Source organism: Dactylosporangium sp. NPDC048998, from assembly GCF_043197855.1.
GTDB lineage: Bacteria > Actinomycetota > Actinomycetes > Mycobacteriales > Micromonosporaceae > Dactylosporangium.
This window is the reverse complement of sequence record NZ_JBICTV010000006.1, coordinates 179,260-200,066: the sequence shown is the minus strand read 5'-3', so window position 1 is coordinate 200,066 and position 20,807 is coordinate 179,260. Positions and strand designations below refer to the sequence as shown.

Sequence of the window (20,807 nt, the reverse complement as noted above, 5' to 3'; positions counted from 1 at the left end):
GCCGGGGGCGGCCGCCGATCAGAAGTTGCCGGCCGTGTTGCACTTCGCCTTCTGGACGATGCAATTCTTCACCCGATGGCCCTGCGCCGCGTTGTCCCAGGCGAGGAACGCGTCACCGTGGAACGACGACGCCATGCCCGACGACAGCGTGAACCCGTCCGCCGTGCCGCTGGTCGGATACGCGAGCAGGAACGAGATCGACGGGATCGCGACCGGGTATGCCCCGCCGCACGCGCCGTTGTACGTGTACGCGACGTGCGACTTGTGGTCCGGGCTGTCCAGGTGCACGCCGTCCCAGCAGTCCGGGAAGACGAGCTGGAACATCAGCGTGGCGCCCGGCGCGCACAGCGGCCAGTTCCCGTCGGCGCTGCGCCCGGTCTCCCCGCCCGGCCCGGCGCAGTAGAACTGGTTGACCGACCCCGCGGGCGTCGGCTGCTGCAGCTTCGCGTCCCCGGCGATCATCCGGAACCCCTGCGGGAACGGCACCGTCCCGGCCGGGTCCGTCAGCCGCGACCCGTAGTACACGACGACCGCCTTCGGCTCGACCGCGACGCCGTGCTCGTACAGCGTCGGCACCCAGTACGCCGACAGGTCCGGCGCCGGCGCGCAGCTCGTGCCGGCGTTGGCCAGCAGCGTGTCGGCGGTCGAGTTCGCGTCGGTGCCGTGGTTGCCGATGAAGCTGTGCATGTGCGAGGCCCCCGGCAGGCCCGGGAACACGATCGGATCGTCCTTCTTCGAGTGGCTGTACGTGCACGAGGCGTTGAACTCCGACACCCGCACGGCGTTCGCCGGCGCCGGGTCCATGGCCATCGCGTTGAACTCGGCGAGCTGCGCGTTCCACTTCGCGGGGTCGACGCCGACCCACCCCGCCCCGGACGACGGCGTGGCGCTGGGGCTGGCGGCCGCCCCGGCGGCGAACGAAAACCAGTTGATGTTGACGAAGTCGCGGCCTCCCGTGGTGTTGCGCATGACGGCGTAGACGGTCTGGGCCCCGGTCGGATGGCTCGCGGCCGTGGCGGTGAGCGTCACCCAGGCCTGCCAGCCGCCGGTCGGCGCGATCGTGAACTGCACGAGCAACGGCCCGGTCAGCGACCCGGTCCGCAGCTCGACGGTGCCTGTCCCGCCGGTACCGGCCGACGCGACCCGTGCACCGACGCTCAACGCCCCGGCGGCGCCGAGATCGACCCCGTCGTAGCGCAGCCAGTCGCCGTCGGCGAGGTACGCGACGTTCTGCCCGCCGCCGGTGTCGACGGTGTTCTCGACCTGCGCCCCGGACTGCGCGGCGAACGCCTCCGCCTGAACGATCACCGGCGTGGCGGCATCGGCGGTCGTCACCATGGCGGCGGCGACGACAACGAGGGCGGTCGCCGCAACCCCTGCGGCGGCCGTGAGGGCCCTGAGGCCTCTGAGGCCCCTGACGTTTGGCACGAGGATCTCCTTACTGCTTGCGACGTGCGCGAACGATGGCGAGGGCCCGCACACCGTACGGTCGATCCCCTGGGACCGAAGACCCAAGCCGGGGGCCCAATTTGCGGGCCTTACCACCCGCGTACGACCGGCGACGTACGCCGCGGATACACCCCTGGGCCGACGCGCCCGCGGCCCTGATCGAATACGGTCGGAGGCATGAACAGGCAGGCGTGGCGGGATCTCGGGCTGGCGGCGGCGGTGACCGTGCTCGCGCTGGCCGGTGCCGCCACGGCGCCGCAGGCCCGGATGCCGCTGGACGCGACCGGCGTGCTGTTCCTGGCCGTCGCGGGCCTGGCGCTGGCCGGGCTGCGGCGCTTTCCGCGGCTGGTGATGGTGGTCGCCGCCGCGTGTCTGCTGGCGTACCTCGTCCTGGGCTATCCCGGCGTGGGCCCGGCGCTGCCCGTGCTGTTCGCGCTCTACGCGACGGTCCGCATCGGCGCCCGCCGGACGGCGGCGGTCGCGATCGGCGCCATTCTCGTCGGCGGCGTGGCCGGCGAGGTCGCCAGCACCAGCGAGCCACCGCCGGACGTGTTCGAGCGGTGGTTTCTGCTGATCGGCTGGATGGTCGCCGCGAGCGTGTTCGCCGAGGTGACCCGGCATCGCCGCGCCTACCTGGAACAGGTCGAACGGCGCGCCGAGGACGCCGAGCGCACCCGCGAGGAGACGGCCCGCCGCCGCGCCGACGAGGAGCGGCTGCGGATCGCCCGGGAGCTGCACGACTCCCTCACGCACAGCATCTCCATCATCAAGGTGCAGGCCGGCGTGGCCGTGCACCTGGCGCACAAGCGCGGCGAGCCGGTGCCCGAGGCGCTGCTCGCCATCCAGCACGCGAGCGGCGACGCGATGCGCGAGCTGCGCAACACCCTGGAGGTCCTGCGCAGCGAACCCCCGGCCCCACCCGGAGCGGATCCGGTGGAGAGCGGGCTGGAGCGGCTCGATCAGCTCGTCGACGGGGCACGGCGGGCGGGGCTGCCGGTGAGCGTGCACATCGAGGGGCGGCCGCGGGAGCTGCCCGGGGAGGTGGACGGGGCCGCGTACCGGATCGTGCAGGAGGCGCTCACCAACGTGGCCCGGCACGCGGGGCCGGCGAGCGCCGCGGTGTGCATCGGCTACGGCGACCTCGCGCTCACCGTTCGGATCGACGACGACGGGTGTGGGGCGGTGCAGCCGGTGCCCGGGGTCGGGCTGACCGGCATGCGTGAACGGGTGACGGCCCTCGGCGGCGAGCTCCGGGTCGGGCCGCGGGATGCTGGCGGGTTCAGCGTGCGCGCGGAGCTGCCGCTGGCGGTGCCGGCCGACCTGCTGTACGGGGTGCGGGTCGCGGCGCGGGGCGACGCGCTGCTGTCACCGGCGATCACCCGGCGGCTGATCGGGGAGTTCGTGTCCCGGCCGCCGCGGGGACCGCTCCACGGCGCGGTGAACACGCTGACCAACCGGGAGCGCGAGGTGGTCGCCCTCGCCGCGTGGGGCCTGTCGAACGACGAGATAGCCGGACGGATGGTGATCAGCCTGGCCACGGCCAAGACCCACATCAGCCGGGCGATGACGAAGCTGCACGCGCGGGACCGCGCGCAGCTGGTCGTGTTCGCCTACGAGTCGGGCCTGGTCACCGTCTGACCGCCCGCCGCTGGGCGGGGCGGGGCAGGGCGGGGGCGGATCAGCCGGCCAGGTGTCCCCACCGGGACTCGAGTTCGCGCCAGGTGCCCTGAGCCGCCGCCGTGCCGTCCTGCAGGACGACCACGCGGTCGGCCTGGGTCAGGGCCGCTCGCTTCGATGTCGAGCCGATCACCGTCACGCCGTGTTCGCGCAGGGCGCGCCACAGGGCCAGTTCCGTGGTCACGTCCAGGGCCGAGGACACGTCGTCGGCGATGAGCAGCTCCGTGCGCGGGGCCAGGGCTCGGGCCAGGGCCAGGCGTTGCAGCTGGCCGCCGGACAGGCGGGTGCCCTTGTGGCCGATGAGCAGGCCCAGGCCGGCGCCGGCGGTGTTCAGGTCGTGTTCCAGCTGGGCGGTGGAGACGGCGCCGTGGGCGTCGACCTCGTGGCCCAGGCTGATGTTGTCCGCGATCGTGCCGGACAGGACCCTCGGCAGCTGCGCGACGTAACCGATCTGGTTCGGGCGCAGGAACATCTCGGGCTGGGTGACCGGCTCGCCGTTCCACTTGAGCTTGCCCGTGTGGTGCACGATGCCGGCCAGGGCGCGCAGCAGCGACGACTTCCCGGACCCGACCGAGCCCACGACGAGGACGAGCTGGCCGCGCTCGACGGACAGGTCCAGGTCGCGCACGGCGACGGTGCCGTCCTCGTGTACGGCGGTGAAGCCGTCCAGGTCGAGGCGGCGCAGCGGGTGCCTCGGCGCGACGGCGGGCGCGGGGGCGGTGCCGGCGGAGAGGTCGACGCCTGGGACGGCGGCGGCGTACTCGCCGACTCCCGCCATCTCGATGGTGCGGCGGGTCCAGACGCGGGCCGACGGCAGCTGGGAGATGAGCGAGGCGGTGGTCCACGCGAACCAGCGCGCCGAGCCGAGGGTGGAGACCGCGACCAGAGCGGCGCCGGCGGAGAGGCGGCCGGACAGCAGCAGGGCCCAGGCGCCGATCGGCAGCAGGCCGCTGGCGAGGGCCGGCGTGGAGCGGGCCCAGACCTGCACGGAGATCTCGCGGCGCTGGCGCTCGCTGCGGACGCGGTCGAGCCGGGCCAGGTGGGCGAGGACCGGGACTGTGGCGCCGGCGAGCTTCACCGTACGCGCGGCGGACAGCGACGACACGAGGGACGTGGCGAAGGCCGCGCGCGCCGCGACCGTCTTCTGCGCCGAGCGCTTCAGCGACGAGCCGAACAGGGTCGCGGCGAGGCCGGAGAGCACGATCGTGGCCGCCATGAACAGGGCGGGCACGAACGAGCCGGAGACGACCGTCATCGTGACCAGGACCCACAGGCAGATCCACTGGTCGACGAGGTTGTCGGCGAGCACCACGACGCGCTCGGTGTCGCCGCCCTGGGCGACGACCTCGGCAGGGGTGTGCTTGCTGACCCGCCGCGCGGCGGTCTGGCCGTGCACGAGGCGCAGGCTGATGCGCAGCAGCTGGCGTACCCACCACTCGGGGAACCAGCGACCGGTGTAGTACGGCAGCGCCATCGGCACCAGCAGGCCCGCGGCGATCCCCAGCGCCGGCCACAGCGCGTTGCCGGCGCCGTCGACGAGGTCGGCCCACAGCCACGGCAGGACCGAGCCGTCGAGTCCGAGGAGCACCATCAGCGCGAACATCGCCACGGAGACGAGGCCGAAGCGCCAGTCGTTCGTGGCGAGCTTGAAGATGTTCCAGAGCGTGCGCGCCTTGGGCAGCTCGGGCAGCGGCGGCGGGTCGGCCTTGACCGCGGCGGCGGTGACCACCGCCGGGGCCCGCTGGGCGGGCACGGAGGGCGTGACGGCCGCGGACGAGGCGGCCAGCAGCTCGGCGAAGCGGGCCGACGCGGCGAGCGGGCCGGCCTCCACCACGGCGCCGTCGGCGAGGACGACGACCTCGTCGCACTGCTGTACCGAGGACAGCCGGTGCGCGACGATGATGCCGATCCGCCCGGCGAGCAGGCGTGCGGTCGCCCGCTGCACCCGCGCCTCGGTCACCGGGTCCAGTCGCGCGGTGGCCTCGTCGAGGATGACCACCTGCGGGTCGCGGACCACGATGCGGGCGAACGCGACGAGCTGCTCCTGGCCGGCCGAGAGCACGTGGCCGCCGTCGCCGAGGCGGGTCTGGATGCCGTCGGGCAGGTCGGCGACCCAGCCGGTGAGGCCGAGCTCCTCGATCGCGCGCGCGGCCGGCTCCAGCAGGTCGGGGTCGAACAGCGCGATGTTCTCCGCGAGCGTGCCGGCGAGGATCTCGGTTCGCTGCGGCACGACGGCGATCCAGCGGCGCAGCGCCTCCACGTCGATGTCGAGCAGGTCGGTGCCGCCCAGGAAGACGGTGCCGCGGGGCAGCTCGACGGCGCGGGTGAGCACCTTGGCGAGGGTCGACTTGCCCGATCCGGTGCGCCCGATCAGCGCGTAGGAACGGCCCCGGGCGAACGTGAGGCTCACGTCGCGCAGGGCCGGTTTGCGGGCCGACTCGGAGTAGCGGAAGGTCAGGTCGCGTACCTCGAGATCGCCGGCGACGGGCGCCTGCCCGCCGACCGGCTCCTGTTTGGCGTCGCGCAGCAGCTGTACGCGGGCCCAGGCGCCGAGCGCGTATTGCAGCTCGGGCACCATCCGGCTGGTGTGCTCGACGGTCGCGCCGAAGCCGAGCGCGAGCAGCCAGACCGCGCTGAGCCGGGCGACGTCGAGGGTGCCGGCGGCCATGGCCCACACGCCGCCGAGCACGACGAGCGCGATGCCGAGCCGGACGAACCCGGATGCGACGGACGTCACGGCCGCCGAGCGGTTCCACACCCGGCGGCCGCGCTCGAGCACGGTGGCGGCGCGGCGGGCGAAGAGGCGCAGCACGTACGGCCGGGCGAGGGTCGTGCGCACGTCGTCCTGGCCGTGGATGCTCTCCTCCATCACGGCGGCCAGGTCGGACCAGGCCTCCTCCTCGCCCATGCGCGCGGCGGCGATCTTCGCGGTCGGCTTGCGCAGGGCCACGCTCAGCACGACGGTGAGGACGATCATCGCGAGGCCGGCCGGCCACCACACGAACAGCGTGGTCGCCACCGACAGCACGGTGTAGCAGGCCGATTGCGCGATGCGCACGCCGGCGTTGCGCAGCTCGGCGGCGACCTGGTAGACGTCGCCGTCGATCCGGTCGAGCAGTTCGCCGACGGGCGTGGTCTCCAGTGTCGGCAGGTCCTGGCCGAACGCCACGCGACAGAGCCGCCGGCGGACGTCGGCGGCCCAGTCGGCGGTGAGGCGGGCCATGATGAGCCCGACGCCGAGATCGGTGAGCACGGCCGCCGCGAGGGCGGCCGCGAGGACCGCGAACATGGTCCACGATCGATGGATGAGCACCGACCCGCCGACGGCCGACGCCGCGGCCTGCCCCGCCGCGCCGAGCACGATGAGGAAGGCCACGAAGGCGGTTCGGCGCGGCGACGTGGCCCAGAGGTCACGGATCAGGCGCATGGTGTGGTCCCCCGGATGAGTTGGCGCGACTCATCAGCGTGCTCCGCGGACCGGGGGCCGCACAACGCATTTATGCCGCTACACATCCTCCGGCGGAAAGAATTCGAGGACGTTCTCGATCGTGGCCTTGCGGCCCTCCTCCGTGGCGGCCTCGGCCTCGCCGGCGGTCAGCGACGCGCGGGCCGAGGCGTCCAGCGCATCGGTCCACGGGCAGGTCCGGTCGGGGCCGCCGCGCAGGACGTCGGCGGCGGTCAGCAGGGTCAGGGCGCGGGACGGGTCGCCGGCGAGCAGGGCGGCCTCGGCGGCGTCGTTGAGGGCGGAGCCGACGATCAGGGCGTCGAACGCGCCGCGGCCGAGGGTCACGGCCTCGCGGCTGAGCGCCCGGGCGCCCGCGTGGTCGCCCTCGTGGGCCAGGACCAGCGCGCGGCCGCTGTGCAGGAGGCCGAGCATCTGCGGCGAGACGCGCTTCTCGCCGACGATCTCCAGGGCGCGGGCGAAGCGGATGCGGGCCTGGTCGATGTCGCCGGCGCGCAGGGCCCGGTCGCCGTACGCGTACTCGACGAAGGCGATGCTGTCGGGCACGCCGGAGCGCCGGGCGGTGCGGCGGGCCTCGGCGTAGACCTCGTCGGCGCGCTCGGCGTCGCCGATGAGCAGGTACTCCTGCGCCAGCCGCACCTCGGTCACCGGCCGGTCCTCGGTGGCGCCGAGCGCGCGCAGGTAGGTGAGGGCCTCCTCGAAGTACGCGATGGCCTCCCGGTGGCGGCCCTGGCGGGCGACCACCTCGGCGAGCGCGGCGAGCGCGAACGACATGCCCCAGCGCTCGCCGATGCCGCGGAACGCGGCCAGCGACGCCTCGAAGGCGTCGAGGGCCTCGGCGAGGCGGGCGCCGACGTTCATCACGGTGTGGCCGACGAGCAGCAGGCCGAGGCCCGCGATCCACGGTTCGGGGTCGTCGGCCAGGGTGCCGATGCGATCGAGGACCTCGGGGGTCGGTCCCTGCCGGTAGAGGGCGGCGACGACCTGGAAGAGCCGGGACAGGGGGTGGCTGCCGGAGTACCGCATGGCCTCCTGGAACCACCCGTCCAGCATCTCGCTGTCGCTCAGGCCGTCGAAGCCGTTGACGGCGGCGACCCCGCACGCCATGGCGCGGGCCTCGGGGTCGGAGGGGCCGGGCAGCGACAGCGCGGCGTTGGCGAGGGCGGCGCCCTCGACCCGGTGCCCGCCGAGCCACCAGTACCAGCCGACCACCGCGACGAGGCGCACGGCGAGGTCGGAGTCCCCGGCGGCGACGGCCCGGCGCAGGGCGCCGTGCAGGTTGTCGTGCTCGGCGTTGAGCACGGCGAGCGCCTCGAGCTGCGCGCCGGTGCGCATGCTCGGCTCGAGGCGCTCGGCCAGCGCGAGGAACCACGCCCCGTGCCGGCGGCGCAGCTCGTCGGTCTCGCCGTGCTCCTCGAGCCGCTCCAGGCCGTAGGCGCGGATCGTCTCCAGCATCCGGTACCGCAGGTCGTCGCCGACGATCAGCAGCGACTTCTCGACGAGGGTGGCGAGCAGCTCGTCCGGGTCGCCGAGCAGGCCGCCGGGGTCGCACACGGCGGCGGCGGACTCGACGGTCGCGCCGCCGGGGAAGATCGCGAGCCGGCGCAGCATCGCGCGCTCGGGCTCGGCGAGCAGGTCCCAGCTCCAGTCGACGACGGCGCGCAGCGTCTGGTGGCGCGGCAGGGCGGTGCGGCTGCCCCGCGTGAGCAGGCGAAACCGGTCGTCGAGCCGGTCGGCGATCTGCGCCGGGGTGAGCGTGCGGCAGCGCGCGGCGGCGAGCTCGATCGCCAGCGGCATGCCGTCGAGGGCCCGGCAGATGCGCACGGCGGCGTCGACGGTGGCGGCGTCGAGGGCGAAGCCGGGCCGTACCGCCGCCGCCCGGTCCCGGAACAGCCGGAGCGACGGGAACCGCCCGGCGGTCGCTCGGTCGGCGCCGCCGGGCGGCAGGGGCAGCGGTTCGACGCCGTAGAGCGCCTCGCCGGTGATGCCGAGCGGCTCGCGGCTGGTGGCCAGGATGCGCAGGTGCGGCGACTCCCCCAGCAGCCGCTCGGCGAGCGCGGCCGCGGGGCCGATGACGTGCTCGCAGTTGTCGAGGATGAGCAGCTGCCGGCGGTGCGCGATGGCGTTGGCCAGCCGGCGCGGCGCGTCGGCGGCGTCGGTGCCGCCGGTGCGCAGGCCGGGCGTGGGCTTGCCGGCCGGGTCGCGCAGGCCGAGGGCGGCCCAGACGGCCTGGACGACGTCGTCGGCGTCGGTGACCGGGGCCAGCTCGACGAGCCACACGCCGTCGGGAGTCTCCTCACGCAACGTGCGCCCGGCCTCCACGGAAAGTCGCGTCTTGCCGGCGCCGCCCGGGCCGACGAGGGTGACCAGCCGCCCGGCGGCGACCAGGCGGCGGACCGCGCCGAGCTCGGCGTCGCGCCCGACGAAGCTGGTCAGCGCGGCGCGCAGGTTGCCGGCGGCGGGCTCGCGGCGCTCCCGCTCGGCCTCGCCGCGCAGGATCGCCAGGTGTACCTCCACGAGCTGCGCCGACGGGTCGGCGCCGAGCTCCTCGGCGAGGCGGGCCCGGCAGCGCTCGAACGCGGCGAGCGCCTCGGCCCCGCGGCCGGCGTCGTGCAGGGCGCGCATGAGCAGCGCGACGAGCCGCTCCCGCAGCGGGTGCGCGGCGACCAGCGCCTCGAGTTCGGCGACGACCCGCTCGCCGATGCCGAGCTCGGCCTCGATGCGGTCCTCGGTGGCTGCGAAGCGCAGCTCGTCGAGGCGGGCCCGCCACGGCCGGGCGAACGGCGCGTCGGCGGCGTCGGCCAGCGCCGGCCCCCGCCACAGCGCCTCGGCCTGCCGGAACAGCGCCACCGCGGCCGCCGGCTCCGCGGCCGCGCGGGCCAGCCGGACGAACTCCTCGAACCGGACGTGGTCGACGGTGGCCGGGTCGGCGTCGAGCAGGTACCCGGTCGGGCGCGCCTGCAGCACCCCGTCGGGCAGGGCGCGGCGCAGCCGGGACACCAGCGACTGCAGCGCGTTGCCGGCACCGGCGGGCGGGTGCTCGCCCCAGACCCCGTCGACGAGCCGGGCGGCGGTGACGACCCGGCCCGGCTCCAGCGCGAGCAGGGTGACCAGGACCCGCAGGCGCGTGCCGCCGACCTCGACGGGCGCGCCGTCGCCGTCGCGCACCTCGAGGGGTCCCAGCAGGCCGATCCACACGCCCCCGATTGTGCTCTCCCGTCGCGCCGGCTCCGCTCGTGCCTCGCGAGCCTACCGCTGCGGAGCCCGCCGACGTGCTGGTGTTCCGCGGCCCGGGGCTGAAACGCGTGGGGGCGCCGGGCATCGCGCCCGGCGCCCCCTGACGGCGGCGGTCAGCTGCCGTAGACCTGGAACTCCCACAGCGAGTAGCCGTAGGCGGTGGCCCGCTGGGTGCCGTACATCCGCACGTACCGGCCCGAGCCGGTGACGTTGAGCGTCTGGTTGCCGCCCGCGCCCGTCGTCGTGCTGTAGATGCTGGTCCAGTTGGTGCCGTCCGGCGACGTCTGGATCTGGAACGCCGTCGCGTAGGCGGCCTCCCAGTTCAGCGTCACCTTGCTGATGCTGTGCGTGGCGCCGAGGTCGACCTGCAGCCACTGCGGGTCGCTGAACGCGCTCGACCAGCGGGTGCCGGTGTTGCCGTCGGTGGCGTTCGCCGCCGGGGTGCCGGCGTTCTCCGTCGACGATGCGGTGGTCGGGTGGCCCTGCGAGAGCAGGGTGCCGCCGCCGGTGCCGCCGCCCGGGGTGCCGGCGATCTGGAACTCGTACAGCGAGTAGCCGTAGGCGGTGGCCCGCTGGGTGCCGTACATCCGCACGTACCGTCCGGAGCCGGACACGTTGAGCGTCTGGTTGCCGCCCGTGCCCGTCGTCGTGCTGTAGATGCTGGTCCAGTTGGTGCCGTCCGGCGACGTCTGGATCTGGAACGCCTTGGCGTAGGCGGCCTCCCAGTTCAGGGTGACGCTGCTGAGGTTGTACGACTGACCGAGGTCGACCTGCAGCCACTGCGGGTCGCTGAACGCGCTCGACCAGCGGGTGCTCAGGTTGCCGTCGGTCGCGTTGCCCGCGCCGAGGGTGGCGTTCTCGCTGGAGGACGCCGTGGTCGGCTTGCCCTGGGCGATGTTGTTGCCCGGCGGCGGGGTGGTGGTGGTGCCGCCGCCCTTCTTGTTGTAGACGGCCACCCAGTCGATGTTCATCTGCGCGCCGGAGATGGTGCTGGCGTTGGGGCCGCCGCCGAACGCGTCGGGGAAGCCGCCGCCCATCGCCAGGTCGTAGATGATGAAGAACGGGTGGTGCACGGCGTTGTTCCACGTCGTCGCGTCCACGCGGGTGGCGGGCAGCGTGAAGTAGTTGGCGCCGTCGAGGTACCAGCGGATCTCCTCCGGCGACTTGGACCGGTCGATCTCCACGGCGTAGGTGTGGTAGCCGGTCTGGCAGCCCGCGCACGCGCGCTCGCCGCTGCCGAGGCCGGTCGACTCGTTGCAGGGGCCGCCCGGGTTGGTGCCGCAGTGCAGCGTCCCGAACACCGAGCTGCGCCCGTTGATGTCCTCCAGGATGTCGATCTCGCCGCTGGTCGGCCACGTCGTGCCGGTGCGCAGCGTCGAGCCGAGCATCCAGAACGCCGGCCAGTACCCGGCGCCGTTGGCGGTCGTCACGTTGGGCTGCTGGATCGAGGACTCCATGCGCACCACGTCGCCCGCGTCGGCGCCGAACGTGGCCGCCTGGGTCTCGATGCGCCCGGACGTCCAGCCCGCCCGCGGGTCGGTGCCGGAGTGCAGGGCCCGCAGCACCAGGTGCCCGTTGCCGTCCTGGAACACGTTGGCGGTGCTGTTGGTCATGGTTTCGATCTCGCCGGTGCCGAAGCTGCTGCCAGGCCCGGTGTCGTACTTCCACGTGCCGGTGTCCACGCCCGTGCCCGCGGCGCCGTTGAAGTCGTCGCTCCAGGTCAGGGTGAAACCCGGCGGCGGGGCGGCGGCGGCCGCGGCGGCCAGCCTTACGTTCTGTGTGCCGGCCGCGGCCTTGCCGGCGGCGCTGGAGCCGGCGTAGGCGACGGCGGTGATGCCAACCAGGGCGAGCGTCGCGGCGGCTGTGACGCCGGCGGCCCAGCCCTTGGTCCGGCGCCGGGGGCGCCGGTCCTGCTGATCGGGGGTGTTCATGGCTCTCCTCGTGGGCGGGCGCCCGACCGGCCGCACGGTTGACTGGGCCGACGGCGGATCGGCCAGGACCGGGCGGGCGCAGTGAGGGTTCGACATAGAGAGCGCTCTCTCAACCGCACGCTACCAACACCCTCCCCCTCGACGTCAAGGGCGGAGAGCGATTTCCCGCAGGGACCGCCACGCCCGGGCGAGGGTCCGGCTGGGGTATTGCCACATTGACATTCATGAGTGTGTTTCACGATGCTGGCCGCACCTCCCACGAAGGGAATGCAGGATGAGCATCCGCGTCCTGACCGCGCTCACCGCCGCGGTCGCCACCGCCACCGCCGTCGCCGTCGGGGCGTTCGCCCCCGCCGCGCACGCCGCGGTCGACACGACCCGAACCCCGGGTCTGGCCCAGTACACCGTCACGCTCACCAGCGACAGCACCGGCGCCTCATGGACCGGCCACGAGTCGGTCACCTTCACCAACACCTCGCCCACCGCGCTGAGCGAGGTCTACCTGCGGCTGTGGGACAACTACCACGGCACCTGCCCGTCCGGCACGCCGATCACGGTGAGCAACCTGACCGGCGGTACGGCCGGGACACTCACCGTCGGCTGCACCGCCCTCAAGGTCACGCTGCCGGCGTCGCTGGCCCAGAACGCCTCCGCGTCCATCGGGTTCGACCTGGGCATCACGGTGCCGAGCGGGGCCGACCGCTTCGGGCGCGACGGGGCGTACAACTTCATCGGCAACGCCCTGCCCGTGCTGGCCGTGCGCGACGGGGCCGGTTGGCACCTCGACCCCTACACGAACAACGGCGAGTCGTTCTACAGCCTCATCAGCGACTTCGACGTCACGCTCGACCACCCCACCGCGCTGGCCGTGCCGGCGACCGGGACGTCGACCGACACGCCGGGCGCGAGCGGCCGCACTGTCACCCACGCGGTCGCCGCCAAGGTCCGCGACTTCGCCTGGGCCGCCGGCCCGTTCACGAAGATCACCGGCGTCTCCGCCGGCGGTTACCGCGTCAACGTGTACGGCACCAGCGCCATCAGCACCAGCAGCGCCCAGTCGATGCTCACCACGGCGGAGGACGCCCTGGACGCGCACTCGGCAAGGTTCGGCGCCTACCCGTACGGCGAGGCCGACGTCGTGCTGGACAACAACTTCTGGTTCGGCGGCATGGAGTACCCCGGCTTCGTCCTCGACGTCGTCTCCAGCAACGCGCTCGCACACGAGCTCGCCCACCAGTGGTTCTACGGCATCGTCGGCGACGACGAGTACACCACGCCGTGGCTGGACGAGGCTTTCACCGACTACGCCACCGACCTGTACTTCGGCAAGACCGGCACGAACTGCTGGAACTCGGTGACGTGGCAGTCCTCCAGCGAGCGCCTCACCAGCTCGATGGCCTACTGGGACGCCCATTCCAGCCGGTACTCCACCGTCGTCTACGGCTACGGCAAGTGCGCCCTGCACGACCTGCGCCGCACCCTGGGCACCACGACGATGGCCAACCTCTTGAGCTCCTACGCCCAGTCCCACTGGTACGGCGTGTCCACCGTCGCCGACTTCAAGGCCGCCGCCCAGCAGGCCGCTGGCTCGACGAGCCTGGCATCGTTCTGGACCACACACCGCATCGACGGCTGACCACGCCCAACCCCGGGCCGGCGGGAGCGGGCCTTGAGTGCTTGCTCCCGCCCACGCCCGCGGTCATGACGGCGCCGAGCCTCAGTCCGGGGCCGAGAGGAACTCCTCGACCAGCGACGGCAGGGACGGGGCGGCGGTCACGTCGTAGTGCGTGCGGCCGGGCAGGACCGCCAGGAGGTTGGGCCCGCGCTTCGAGGCGTCCCAGTCCGCGTCGCGTAGTCCGCCGCCCAGCAGCGCGTAGAATTCGGCCACGTGGGTCGTCGGGACCGAGTCGGCGTCGGCGTACACCAGCATCGTCCGGGCCGTGATCCGCGCGGCCTCGGCGGACCAGTCGTAGTCGCGGCGCACCAGGTCGCCGATCTTCGTGGCCAGCACCGGCCAGTCCTCGACGCGCGGCGCCACCTTCGAGTACGCGGCGTACAGCGGCGAGCCCTTCATCCCCTCCGCGGCCTGCGGCCCGATCTGCGCCATCCCGGCGAGCACCTCCGGGAACCACCCCGACCGCCGCACCGGCATGGAGACCACGATCAGGCGGCGCACCCGGTCCGGGTGCTGGATCGCCGTGCGCAGCGCCGCGCCGGCGCCCAGCGAATACCCCATCACGTCCGCCCAGGGCAGCCTCAGGTGACGCATCAACGCCGCCACGTCGTCACCAAGCGTCTCGTACCGCAACGGCCGATCGGCGTCCGGCGTGTGCCCGTGCCCCTGCAGCTCGACGGCGATCACCCGCCGCCGGGCCGCCAGCGCCGGCAGCAGCGCCCCGAACATCTCGATGCTCCAGAACCCGCCGTGCAGCAGCACGAGCGGCTCACCCTCGCCGTGCTCCTCGTACCACAGCGAGACCCCGTTCACCTCGGCGTACGTCATGGTCCGACCCTAACGGCGGTGGTGCGCCAGGAAGGCCCGAACGGGCGGGCTATGGTGATGGAGGAGGCGTGCGGGCGGCTGGTGCCCCTCCCGGTCTTCAAAACCGGTGTGGTCCGGAATCCGGGCCAGGCGGGTTCGATTCCCGTCCGCCTCCGCCAACCAGCTCTCTCACCGGCAAACCCCCCGATGACCTCGGCAAATGGAGACCATCGGGGGCCGACACTCGTTCACTCAATCGCAACGGCGCCGGGGCGATCTCAGTGCGCGCGGCAAATCCACGCACAGTGGACAGTCGTGGTCGAAGTTGAGGGTCTGCATCACTACCGCGATACGCTGCGCGTATGCGCTCCATCGCCGCGATCGCTTTCAGCTTGGCGTTCTTTCTCGTCGGCGCGGCCCTGGCCGTCAACTTCCGGGGCTTCACCGCCTGGTTTGCCCGAGAATTGGTGCGCCATTCGCCAAACAGCCTGTTCAACCCGTGGGCCTCGCCGCCCGGCCCGCGGGAGGTCGCCGGACGGGTGCGGGACGCGATGGTGATCGCCCGCATCCTCGGCGTCATCTTTGCCGGGGCCGGCCTGTTCATGCTCAACGGCGCCTTAACCCTGCTGGATGGCTGACCCGCTCCGTTCCGGAGTGTCAACGTCAGCCTGACGCCATAGCTCGATGACGGCGCCCCACGCACGAAATATTCGGTTGGAGCAATGACGAACCCCGGACAACTCTTCCGATCTCTCCTTTGGGACAACCTTCCGGAAGCGCGTGCACCGTAGCCAGCGAGTGTCGAGCGAGCAACGCTGCACGACGTTCGAGTCCCCCGGCACTCAACGCGTGCCACGACAGCGCGCTTGACGTGCAGCAACGTGTCACCAGCCGTCCTGGGGGTCAAGGGCGCGCGGGTTCAAAAAGTCTCGCCACCCGTACAGCGACAACCCACCGTTGACCCGGGAAGTCCCAGGGCAACGGCCTTTCGCCTGGGGCGCGCTCTGCCCGTGTGTGATGAGCTATACCGGTGACACGTACACAGGTGGTCCGGTGGGTCACCCCGGGGAAGGTCGAATGGCTGCTACTGCTGGTGGCCCTGCTTGTCGGTGGGCTCGCCTGGAAAGCGGGTGCGCCGGAGTGGGCCGGCTTGGTCGTGTCGCTGGCTCTTGCCCTGCTGGTCCGATGGGCGCGGCAACGTGGAATCATCGACCGCGCTCTCGTACGGTGGGCCCGGGGTCAGCGCCGCGCCGAATAGCCGCCGAAAGCTTTGGCCTGACTGAGCCCGGCATCTACATATGCGCTGATCACGGCATCACGACCACTTGCGGGCAGCGCCCTCCGGAGGCAGGAGCGTGGGCGCCGCAGGCCCCGCGACGCGGACCACGGCAAATCGGCGGTGTCAACGGTCATCGGGTTTGACTCTGTCGACGATCTTGTGATCGTGGGCATGGTGTGTCATCGGACAGTCTCATGTGGACCGTGGTGGATGATTTCGGTGCGATCTTGCCAGCCTCGATGTGTTGCTGCCGCATCTGGGCAGTGTCGTGGTCGAAGACGTCTACCGAACCGCTGCGGGCGTGCTGTTCGAGGCCCGGGTTGCTGCCACGACGGCGCCATGCCCAGGCTGCGGCACCTCGTGGCGCGGGTGCACGGCAAGTCGAAGAGCTGACCGGACCGCATGCCCGCCACAGCCCGCCGTTGCGCACGGCCCTGATACTCGAAGCGGGCGGCCTGATCAACCTGGCCGCGCAGCGCCCCACTCCCTTCAAAGGTTGATCGATTGTCTGCAATCAATCGGCCGGGGTGGGGCCGTACGGTGCGATATTCCACCGACGTTCCACGGTTCAACCTTCCCCGTGTCAGGTTACGGACAGTCGGCGCGATGCCGTGACGCCGACAGTGTGGGCTTCCCGAACAACCAGGAGGTCCTCATGCGCAGGCACGTCGCCGCGCTGCTCGCACTCGTGTGCGCGGCCGCGGTCGGTTCCACTTCGGCCGCAACCCCGGCGTTGGCCAACTCGGGCAGCGTCACGAGCCCGAGCCTCAACGGTATCGACCTGGAACACGCCACGATCCCCGACCTGCAGCACGCGATGAACCAGGGGCGGCTGTCCGCGGTGCAGCTTACCGCGTACTACCTGCACCGCATCCAGGTGCTCAACCCGACCCTGCACGCCGTCATCGCCACCAACCCCGACGCGTTACGCCTCGCCGCCGCCAGTGACGCCCGCCGGCGGCACCACGCGTTACGCGGGCCCATGGACGGCATCACGGTGCTGTTGAAGGACAACATCGACACGAACGACAAGGAAGGCACCACGGCGGGGTCGTTCGCGCTGGCCGGCTCGCCCGTGGCGCGGGACGCGGGCCTCGTGAGCCGGTTGCGGGACTCGGGGGCGGTGATCCTTGGCAAGGCCAACCTGTCGGAGTGGTCCAGCTTCCGCTCGACCAGTTCGTCCAACGGGTGGAGCGCGGTCGCGGGGCAGACGGCCAACCCGTACGTCCTGGACCGCAACCCGTGCGGTTCGTCGAGCGGGCCGGCCGTGGCCGTGGCCGCGAACCTCGCCACGGTGGCGGTCGGCACCGAGACTGACGGGTCGATCGTGTGCCCGGCCGGCACCAACGGGATCGTCGGCGTGAAGCCGAGCCTCGGGCTGGTCAGTCGCAGCGGGATCGTGCCGATCAGCCACGAACAGGACCAGCCCGGCCCGATCGCGCGCCACGTGGTCGACGCGGCCATCCTGCTCGCCGCCATGAACGGTGCCGACGCGCGCGACCCGCAGTCGGTGACGGCCGGGCGGCACGCGCTCGACGACTACACCCGATTCTTGCGGCCCCAGTCGCTCAAGGGGAAGCGGATCGGCGTGTGGCGCGGCCTGGCCGGGGTGAGCCCCGAGACGGACACGGCGTTCGACCAAGCGCTGGCCCAGGTGCGGCGGCTCGGAGCGTCCACTGTGGACGTCACGCTGCCGTATCAGGACGTGCTCGACAACACCGAGTTCAAAGCGATCCGCAACGAGTTCAAGCACGACCTGAACGCGTACCTCGCCGCCCGCCCGGGGAACCATCCGCAGGACCTGGCCGGGCTCATCCAGTACAACTTGGCCCATCCCGACACCGAGATGCCGTTCTGGACCCAGAACTTGTGGGACAGCGCCCAACTCCAGTCGGGCGACCTGACCGACCCCGCGTACGTGCAGCTGCGCACCGACGCTACGAGCGCCGCCCAGCGCAGCATCGACGAGACGATGGCGACCTACCACCTGGACGCGATCGTGGCGCCGACCAACAACGCGGCCTGGAAGACGGTGCTCGGGCAGGGTGACGGCGCGTTGCTGCTCACCTCGTCGGGGTCGCCGGCCGTGGCCGGGTATCCGAACCTGACGGTGCCGATGGGCTTCGCCGGTCCGCTGCCGCTGGGCATGTCCATCATGGGCGGCCGGTACAGCGAGCCGACGCTGCTCGCCTTCGCCTACGCGTTCGAGCAGCGCACCCAGGTGCGCCGCGCCCCCACCTTCCGGGACAGCATCGGATAGATCCAGCCGACAGTCATGACGCGTGAATGTCGTGGCCACGTTCGCCCTGGCGATCACCGTGCTCGCTTTGGTGGGTGGCGTGGCCGCGGCGTCATGCCGCACTCCGACGCCCTGAAACTGGTGGTGTGGCTCGCTCGGCACACCGAGCGGGGCCACCGGCCACATGACCTCGCGCCCGACGCCTTCGGCGACGGGCTGCCGATCCCATTCGCCACGGCCCGCGCGGCCTGGCGGGCGGCCCTGCAGCGCGTCGTCGTGCCCCGGCGAGCAGCGCTCGCCCGTCCCGGCCGAGCCAGCGAGCGTGGCGAGTGGGCCTGGGACGTCGCCGAGCACGCCGCTGCTGGCAGCGGCACCGCCACGACCGTCATCCCGCGCCGGATGCGCGGGATCGACGAGCGGATCGCCGCATACGGTTGGTCAGCGCACTAGCCCGGCTCGCGCCGCAGGGCGTTGTCGATGTGCCAGCGGACCCAGCGGTCGGTCTCGATCAGCCGGCGGCGCTCCAGCGCGGGCCGCAGGTCGCCGAACGCCAGATAATGGCGGGCGGCCGCGGCGGCCGCCGAGCGTATGCCGCGGTCCGGGTCGTCCAGCAGCCTCTCGAGCCGCGCGGCGACACTGTGCCTCGCGGCCGCGTCCGACCGCACCCAGAAGTGCAGGTCCACCGCCACCCGACGCACAGCCGGGTCCGACGCGTCCAGGCCCGACAGGAGGTCGGCCACGGTCACCTGGTCGATCGTCTGTAGCGCCTCGAGGGCCGCGACGGTGTTCCGGACGCTCTCCGACCGGGCGTAGGCCGCGACCTGGTCCGCTGTCACCGGGCGGACGTCGAGCCGCTTGCTGCGGTACGGCGCCAGGAGCTCCGCGCGCACCCTCGGATCCTGATCCTGCCGCGCGGCCCGGACCAGCGCGGCCCTTGTGGCGGCCCCGAACCGCGGCAGCGCCGCGATCGACCCGGCGGCGCGCGCCCGGCGCTCCGGCGACGGGTCGCCCTCGAGGATCGCCACCAGCTCCTGCTCGCCGCCGGGTAGCTTCTCGCCGAACCAGCCGACGTTGCAGCCCTCGACCACCTCGTCAAGCCACCGCTCGTACCAGGCCAGGAAGTCCGGGTCCTCCACTACATACGGCCCGACACCGTCAACGTCAAGGTTGAACAGCCGCCCACGCGCCGCGCCCGTCACGATCAACCTGGTCTCGAGCGAGCAGCCGTGATCGGCAACCTTCAGCGTGCCGCCGAGCAGCGGACCCTCGTGCGCCTCCGCCCAGCCGTTCGGATACCGCGGCCCCGGCAGGTAGGGGCATGGCGTGGTCAGGTGGCCCACCTCGCACCGCCGTCCGCACGCGTCGGCGAGCGATGGCATCGCGTACCCCGGCCCGCCTCCGCCGTCGCCAATGACGGTAAGGAACGACCGGAACTCCTCCGGCAGTCGCACCCCATGCCGCTCCTCGAACTCAGCCACGACCGACTCGCCCAGCGGCGCCCGCACCCGGAACCGGTGCTCGCCGACTCCGAACGCATCCTGGTACTGCGCCCATCGCGCCGCTGCTGCGGCCAGCTTCGCCGCGATCCGGCCGAGCCGCTCGTCCACGGCCGCCACAGTAGAGCAGCGCCACCCACGCGGTGCGCCGGCCGGCCCGAACCACCACCGCCCAGTTTGGTCGGCCATAGCGGCGGCACCAGCAGCAGCGCACGCTTTCCTGACTCTCATCAGACCTATGGCTGGTCGCGCGACATCGCATTCAGATCGAGCGTACAAACTGGCGCAATGAGGTCGGCCTGGTCATGCCGGGTACCGAGGACGGGAGTACGCCTTGGCGGTGTTCCGTGACGAGATGCATCGCGTCGTTGACGGTGATTGCTTCGTGGCCCCGACCGCCCGGCGACGGCTTCGGGGTGTAGTTGTCGGTCCGGAAGAAGCAATAGATCCGCTCGTTGCTGGGAACGGACCGGGTCACGTGAACCTCGCCCGATGTGTCGGTGATGTCGAATTCCAGGATGTCGTTGTTGTTGCCGGGGTGGTTCGGGTCGTAGACCCAGAGCTGGACCTTCTGTCCGTTCTGTTGGTAGGCGTACCCCGCGACCTGGTGGTTCCTGCCAATGGCAAGGCTGTCGGTCTGAATGAGCGCGACGGGAGAGAGCCGGTTGTGGTCGATGTCGTCGCGGATCTTCGGCCACTCGTCGCGATAGCTCACCCAACTCCGGCCGCGCCACAGCCCGGCTGCCTGTACGAAACCCTTGTCACCGTTGGGATACAGCGGGGACGAATAGGCCAGGTAACGATGCCCGCCGCCGAAGATGTCGAAGCTGTCGATCAGCCGGTCCCGCACGTACCGGAAGATCGGATCGTCGGGCGACACCGGCGCCGACGTCAGCGGCGGCGGGAAGAGACCAGCGTGATAGTAGTCCATGACCGCGTATACCATCCCGCCGCACAGCCCGGCGTCGGCGTGGGTGATCGGAAGGGCGTCCTCGTCCATGCGCAGGATGCTGAGAGCGTCCTCGGCGACCCCCGGAAGTTGCTCGAGCAGCCTGTTGAACACAGCGCCGACCGTCGTGACGGGAAGGTCGGCGCTCCATTTGTTGCTGAAGTGCAGCCCCCGAATGCTCGGCAGGAAGTTTCGCACCCGGTGCCGACTGGAAACGCGTAGTGCCACGTCTAGGCGGGCGTCGTGACCCTGCCCCCCATGGGTCTGCACATCGAATCCCTGCGGAGCCCATACGTGAAAGGTGTTGCCGTACTGGGACTCGACGAGCGGACTGTCAAAATGGATGTACAGCCGGCAGTTCGGGTCACCGCCGACCTGGTACTCGACGCGTCCCTCGGTGCCGGTGGTAGGAGCCAGGAGAAGGTTTCCTTCGGCACGGAACTCGCCCTCGTCGCGGATCATCAGCGGCGGTTGCCAGGGATTCGTCCAGTCGCCGTGATCGAGCGTCGCGCTGACGAGTCGAAGCTCAAGGTTCGTCTCGTTCCTGACATGTACGGCCAATCGTATCCGGTCCATGTCGCCGTCACCTGTTTCGCTTCGGACCG

At 72.1% G+C, this 20,807-nt stretch carries 12 protein-coding genes and 1 tRNA gene; 6 read left to right on the top strand and 7 right to left on the bottom strand.

The window, feature by feature from the left end; all coding sequences use genetic code 11:
• Nucleotides 1–18: 18 nt before the first annotated feature.
• Entirely contained in the window at nt 19–1,428 is a 1,410-nt protein-coding gene (locus ACGFI8_RS17615; protein ID WP_392805914.1) for a DUF1996 domain-containing protein, read from the bottom strand.
• A gap of 198 nt (nt 1,429–1,626) precedes the next feature.
• Between ACGFI8_RS17615 and ACGFI8_RS17610 the strand changes: the two genes are divergently transcribed.
• Nucleotides 1,627–3,087, top strand: a complete 1,461-nt coding sequence (locus tag ACGFI8_RS17610; protein WP_392805912.1) for a hybrid sensor histidine kinase/response regulator transcription factor — start codon at nt 1,627–1,629, stop codon at nt 3,085–3,087.
• Nucleotides 3,088–3,127: 40 nt separating this feature from the next.
• Here ACGFI8_RS17610 and ACGFI8_RS17605 read toward each other — a convergent pair whose 3' ends face one another.
• The 3 genes from ACGFI8_RS17605 to ACGFI8_RS17595 form a co-directional block, all read right to left on the bottom strand.
• On the bottom strand, nt 3,128–6,553 hold the full coding sequence (locus ACGFI8_RS17605) for an ATP-binding cassette domain-containing protein (protein WP_392805910.1): 3,426 nt from the start codon (nt 6,551–6,553) through the stop codon (nt 3,128–3,130).
• 78 nt (nt 6,554–6,631) lie between these two features.
• A complete protein-coding gene (locus ACGFI8_RS17600) occupies nt 6,632–9,787 on the bottom strand; it encodes a BTAD domain-containing putative transcriptional regulator (protein WP_392805908.1) in 3,156 nt (1,051 codons plus the stop codon).
• A 152-nt stretch (nt 9,788–9,939) separates the two neighbouring features.
• Nucleotides 9,940–11,757: a discoidin domain-containing protein gene (locus ACGFI8_RS17595; RefSeq protein ID WP_392805905.1), complete on the bottom strand. Its 1,818-nt coding sequence runs from the start codon at nt 11,755–11,757 to the stop codon at nt 9,940–9,942.
• 274 nt (nt 11,758–12,031) lie between these two features.
• Here ACGFI8_RS17595 and ACGFI8_RS17590 point away from each other — a divergent pair, with 274 nt between their 5' ends.
• Entirely contained in the window at nt 12,032–13,393 is a 1,362-nt protein-coding gene (locus tag ACGFI8_RS17590) for a M1 family metallopeptidase (RefSeq protein ID WP_392805903.1), read from the top strand.
• Between the two features lie 81 nt (nt 13,394–13,474).
• On the opposite strand, the gene ACGFI8_RS17585 is transcribed toward ACGFI8_RS17590, so the two are convergent.
• Nucleotides 13,475–14,260, bottom strand: a complete 786-nt coding sequence (locus tag ACGFI8_RS17585) for an alpha/beta fold hydrolase (protein ID WP_392805900.1) — start codon at nt 14,258–14,260, stop codon at nt 13,475–13,477.
• Nucleotides 14,261–14,322: 62 nt separating this feature from the next.
• On the opposite strand from ACGFI8_RS17585, the gene ACGFI8_RS17580 reads away from it, so the two are divergent.
• The 4 genes from ACGFI8_RS17580 to ACGFI8_RS17565 all read left to right on the top strand — a co-directional run bounded on the left by ACGFI8_RS17580 (nt 14,323) and on the right by ACGFI8_RS17565 (nt 18,207).
• Nucleotides 14,323–14,418, top strand: a tRNA-Sec gene (locus ACGFI8_RS17580).
• Nucleotides 14,419–14,601: 183 nt separating this feature from the next.
• Entirely contained in the window at nt 14,602–14,877 is a 276-nt protein-coding gene (locus tag ACGFI8_RS17575) for a hypothetical protein (RefSeq protein WP_392805898.1), read from the top strand.
• A gap of 1,296 nt (nt 14,878–16,173) precedes the next feature.
• The gene (locus tag ACGFI8_RS17570) at nt 16,174–17,778 is read left to right on the top strand and encodes an amidase (protein WP_392805895.1); all 1,605 of its coding nucleotides are present in this window, start codon (nt 16,174–16,176) and stop codon (nt 17,776–17,778) included.
• Between the two features lie 93 nt (nt 17,779–17,871).
• A complete protein-coding gene (locus tag ACGFI8_RS17565) occupies nt 17,872–18,207 on the top strand; it encodes a hypothetical protein (RefSeq protein WP_392805892.1) in 336 nt (111 codons plus the stop codon).
• Here ACGFI8_RS17565 and ACGFI8_RS17560 read toward each other — a convergent pair.
• Both ACGFI8_RS17560 and ACGFI8_RS17555 read right to left on the bottom strand, forming a co-directional pair.
• Nucleotides 18,204–19,364 carry a hypothetical protein gene (locus ACGFI8_RS17560; RefSeq protein ID WP_392805889.1) on the bottom strand — a complete coding sequence of 387 codons (1,161 nt, stop codon included), beginning with the start codon at nt 19,362–19,364 and terminating at the stop codon, nt 18,204–18,206. The genes ACGFI8_RS17565 and ACGFI8_RS17560 overlap by 4 nt on opposite strands.
• Before the next feature lie 151 nt (nt 19,365–19,515).
• Nucleotides 19,516–20,778 (bottom strand): hypothetical protein, encoded by a 1,263-nt coding sequence (locus ACGFI8_RS17555; RefSeq protein WP_392805886.1) that lies wholly within the window; start codon nt 20,776–20,778, stop codon nt 19,516–19,518.
• Between the last annotated feature and the right edge of the window lie 29 nt (nt 20,779–20,807).

Bases quoted from the DNA above. Each gene is read 5' to 3' on its own strand.
- ACGFI8_RS17610 (WP_392805912.1), top strand. From the start codon at position 1,627: ATGAACAGGCAGGCGTGGCGGGATCTCGGGCTGGCGGCGGCGGTGACC.
- ACGFI8_RS17605 (WP_392805910.1), bottom strand. From the start codon at position 6,553: ATGCGCCTGATCCGTGACCTCTGGGCCACGTCGCCGCGCCGAACCGCC.
- ACGFI8_RS17595 (WP_392805905.1), bottom strand. From the start codon at position 11,757: ATGAACACCCCCGATCAGCAGGACCGGCGCCCCCGGCGCCGGACCAAG.
- ACGFI8_RS17590 (WP_392805903.1), top strand. From the start codon at position 12,032: ATGAGCATCCGCGTCCTGACCGCGCTCACCGCCGCGGTCGCCACCGCC.
- ACGFI8_RS17585 (WP_392805900.1), bottom strand. From the start codon at position 14,260: ATGACGTACGCCGAGGTGAACGGGGTCTCGCTGTGGTACGAGGAGCAC.
- ACGFI8_RS17575 (WP_392805898.1), top strand. From the start codon at position 14,602: ATGCGCTCCATCGCCGCGATCGCTTTCAGCTTGGCGTTCTTTCTCGTC.
- ACGFI8_RS17570 (WP_392805895.1), top strand. From the start codon at position 16,174: ATGCGCAGGCACGTCGCCGCGCTGCTCGCACTCGTGTGCGCGGCCGCG.
- ACGFI8_RS17565 (WP_392805892.1), top strand. From the start codon at position 17,872: ATGCCGCACTCCGACGCCCTGAAACTGGTGGTGTGGCTCGCTCGGCAC.
- ACGFI8_RS17555 (WP_392805886.1), bottom strand. From the start codon at position 20,778: ATGGACCGGATACGATTGGCCGTACATGTCAGGAACGAGACGAACCTT.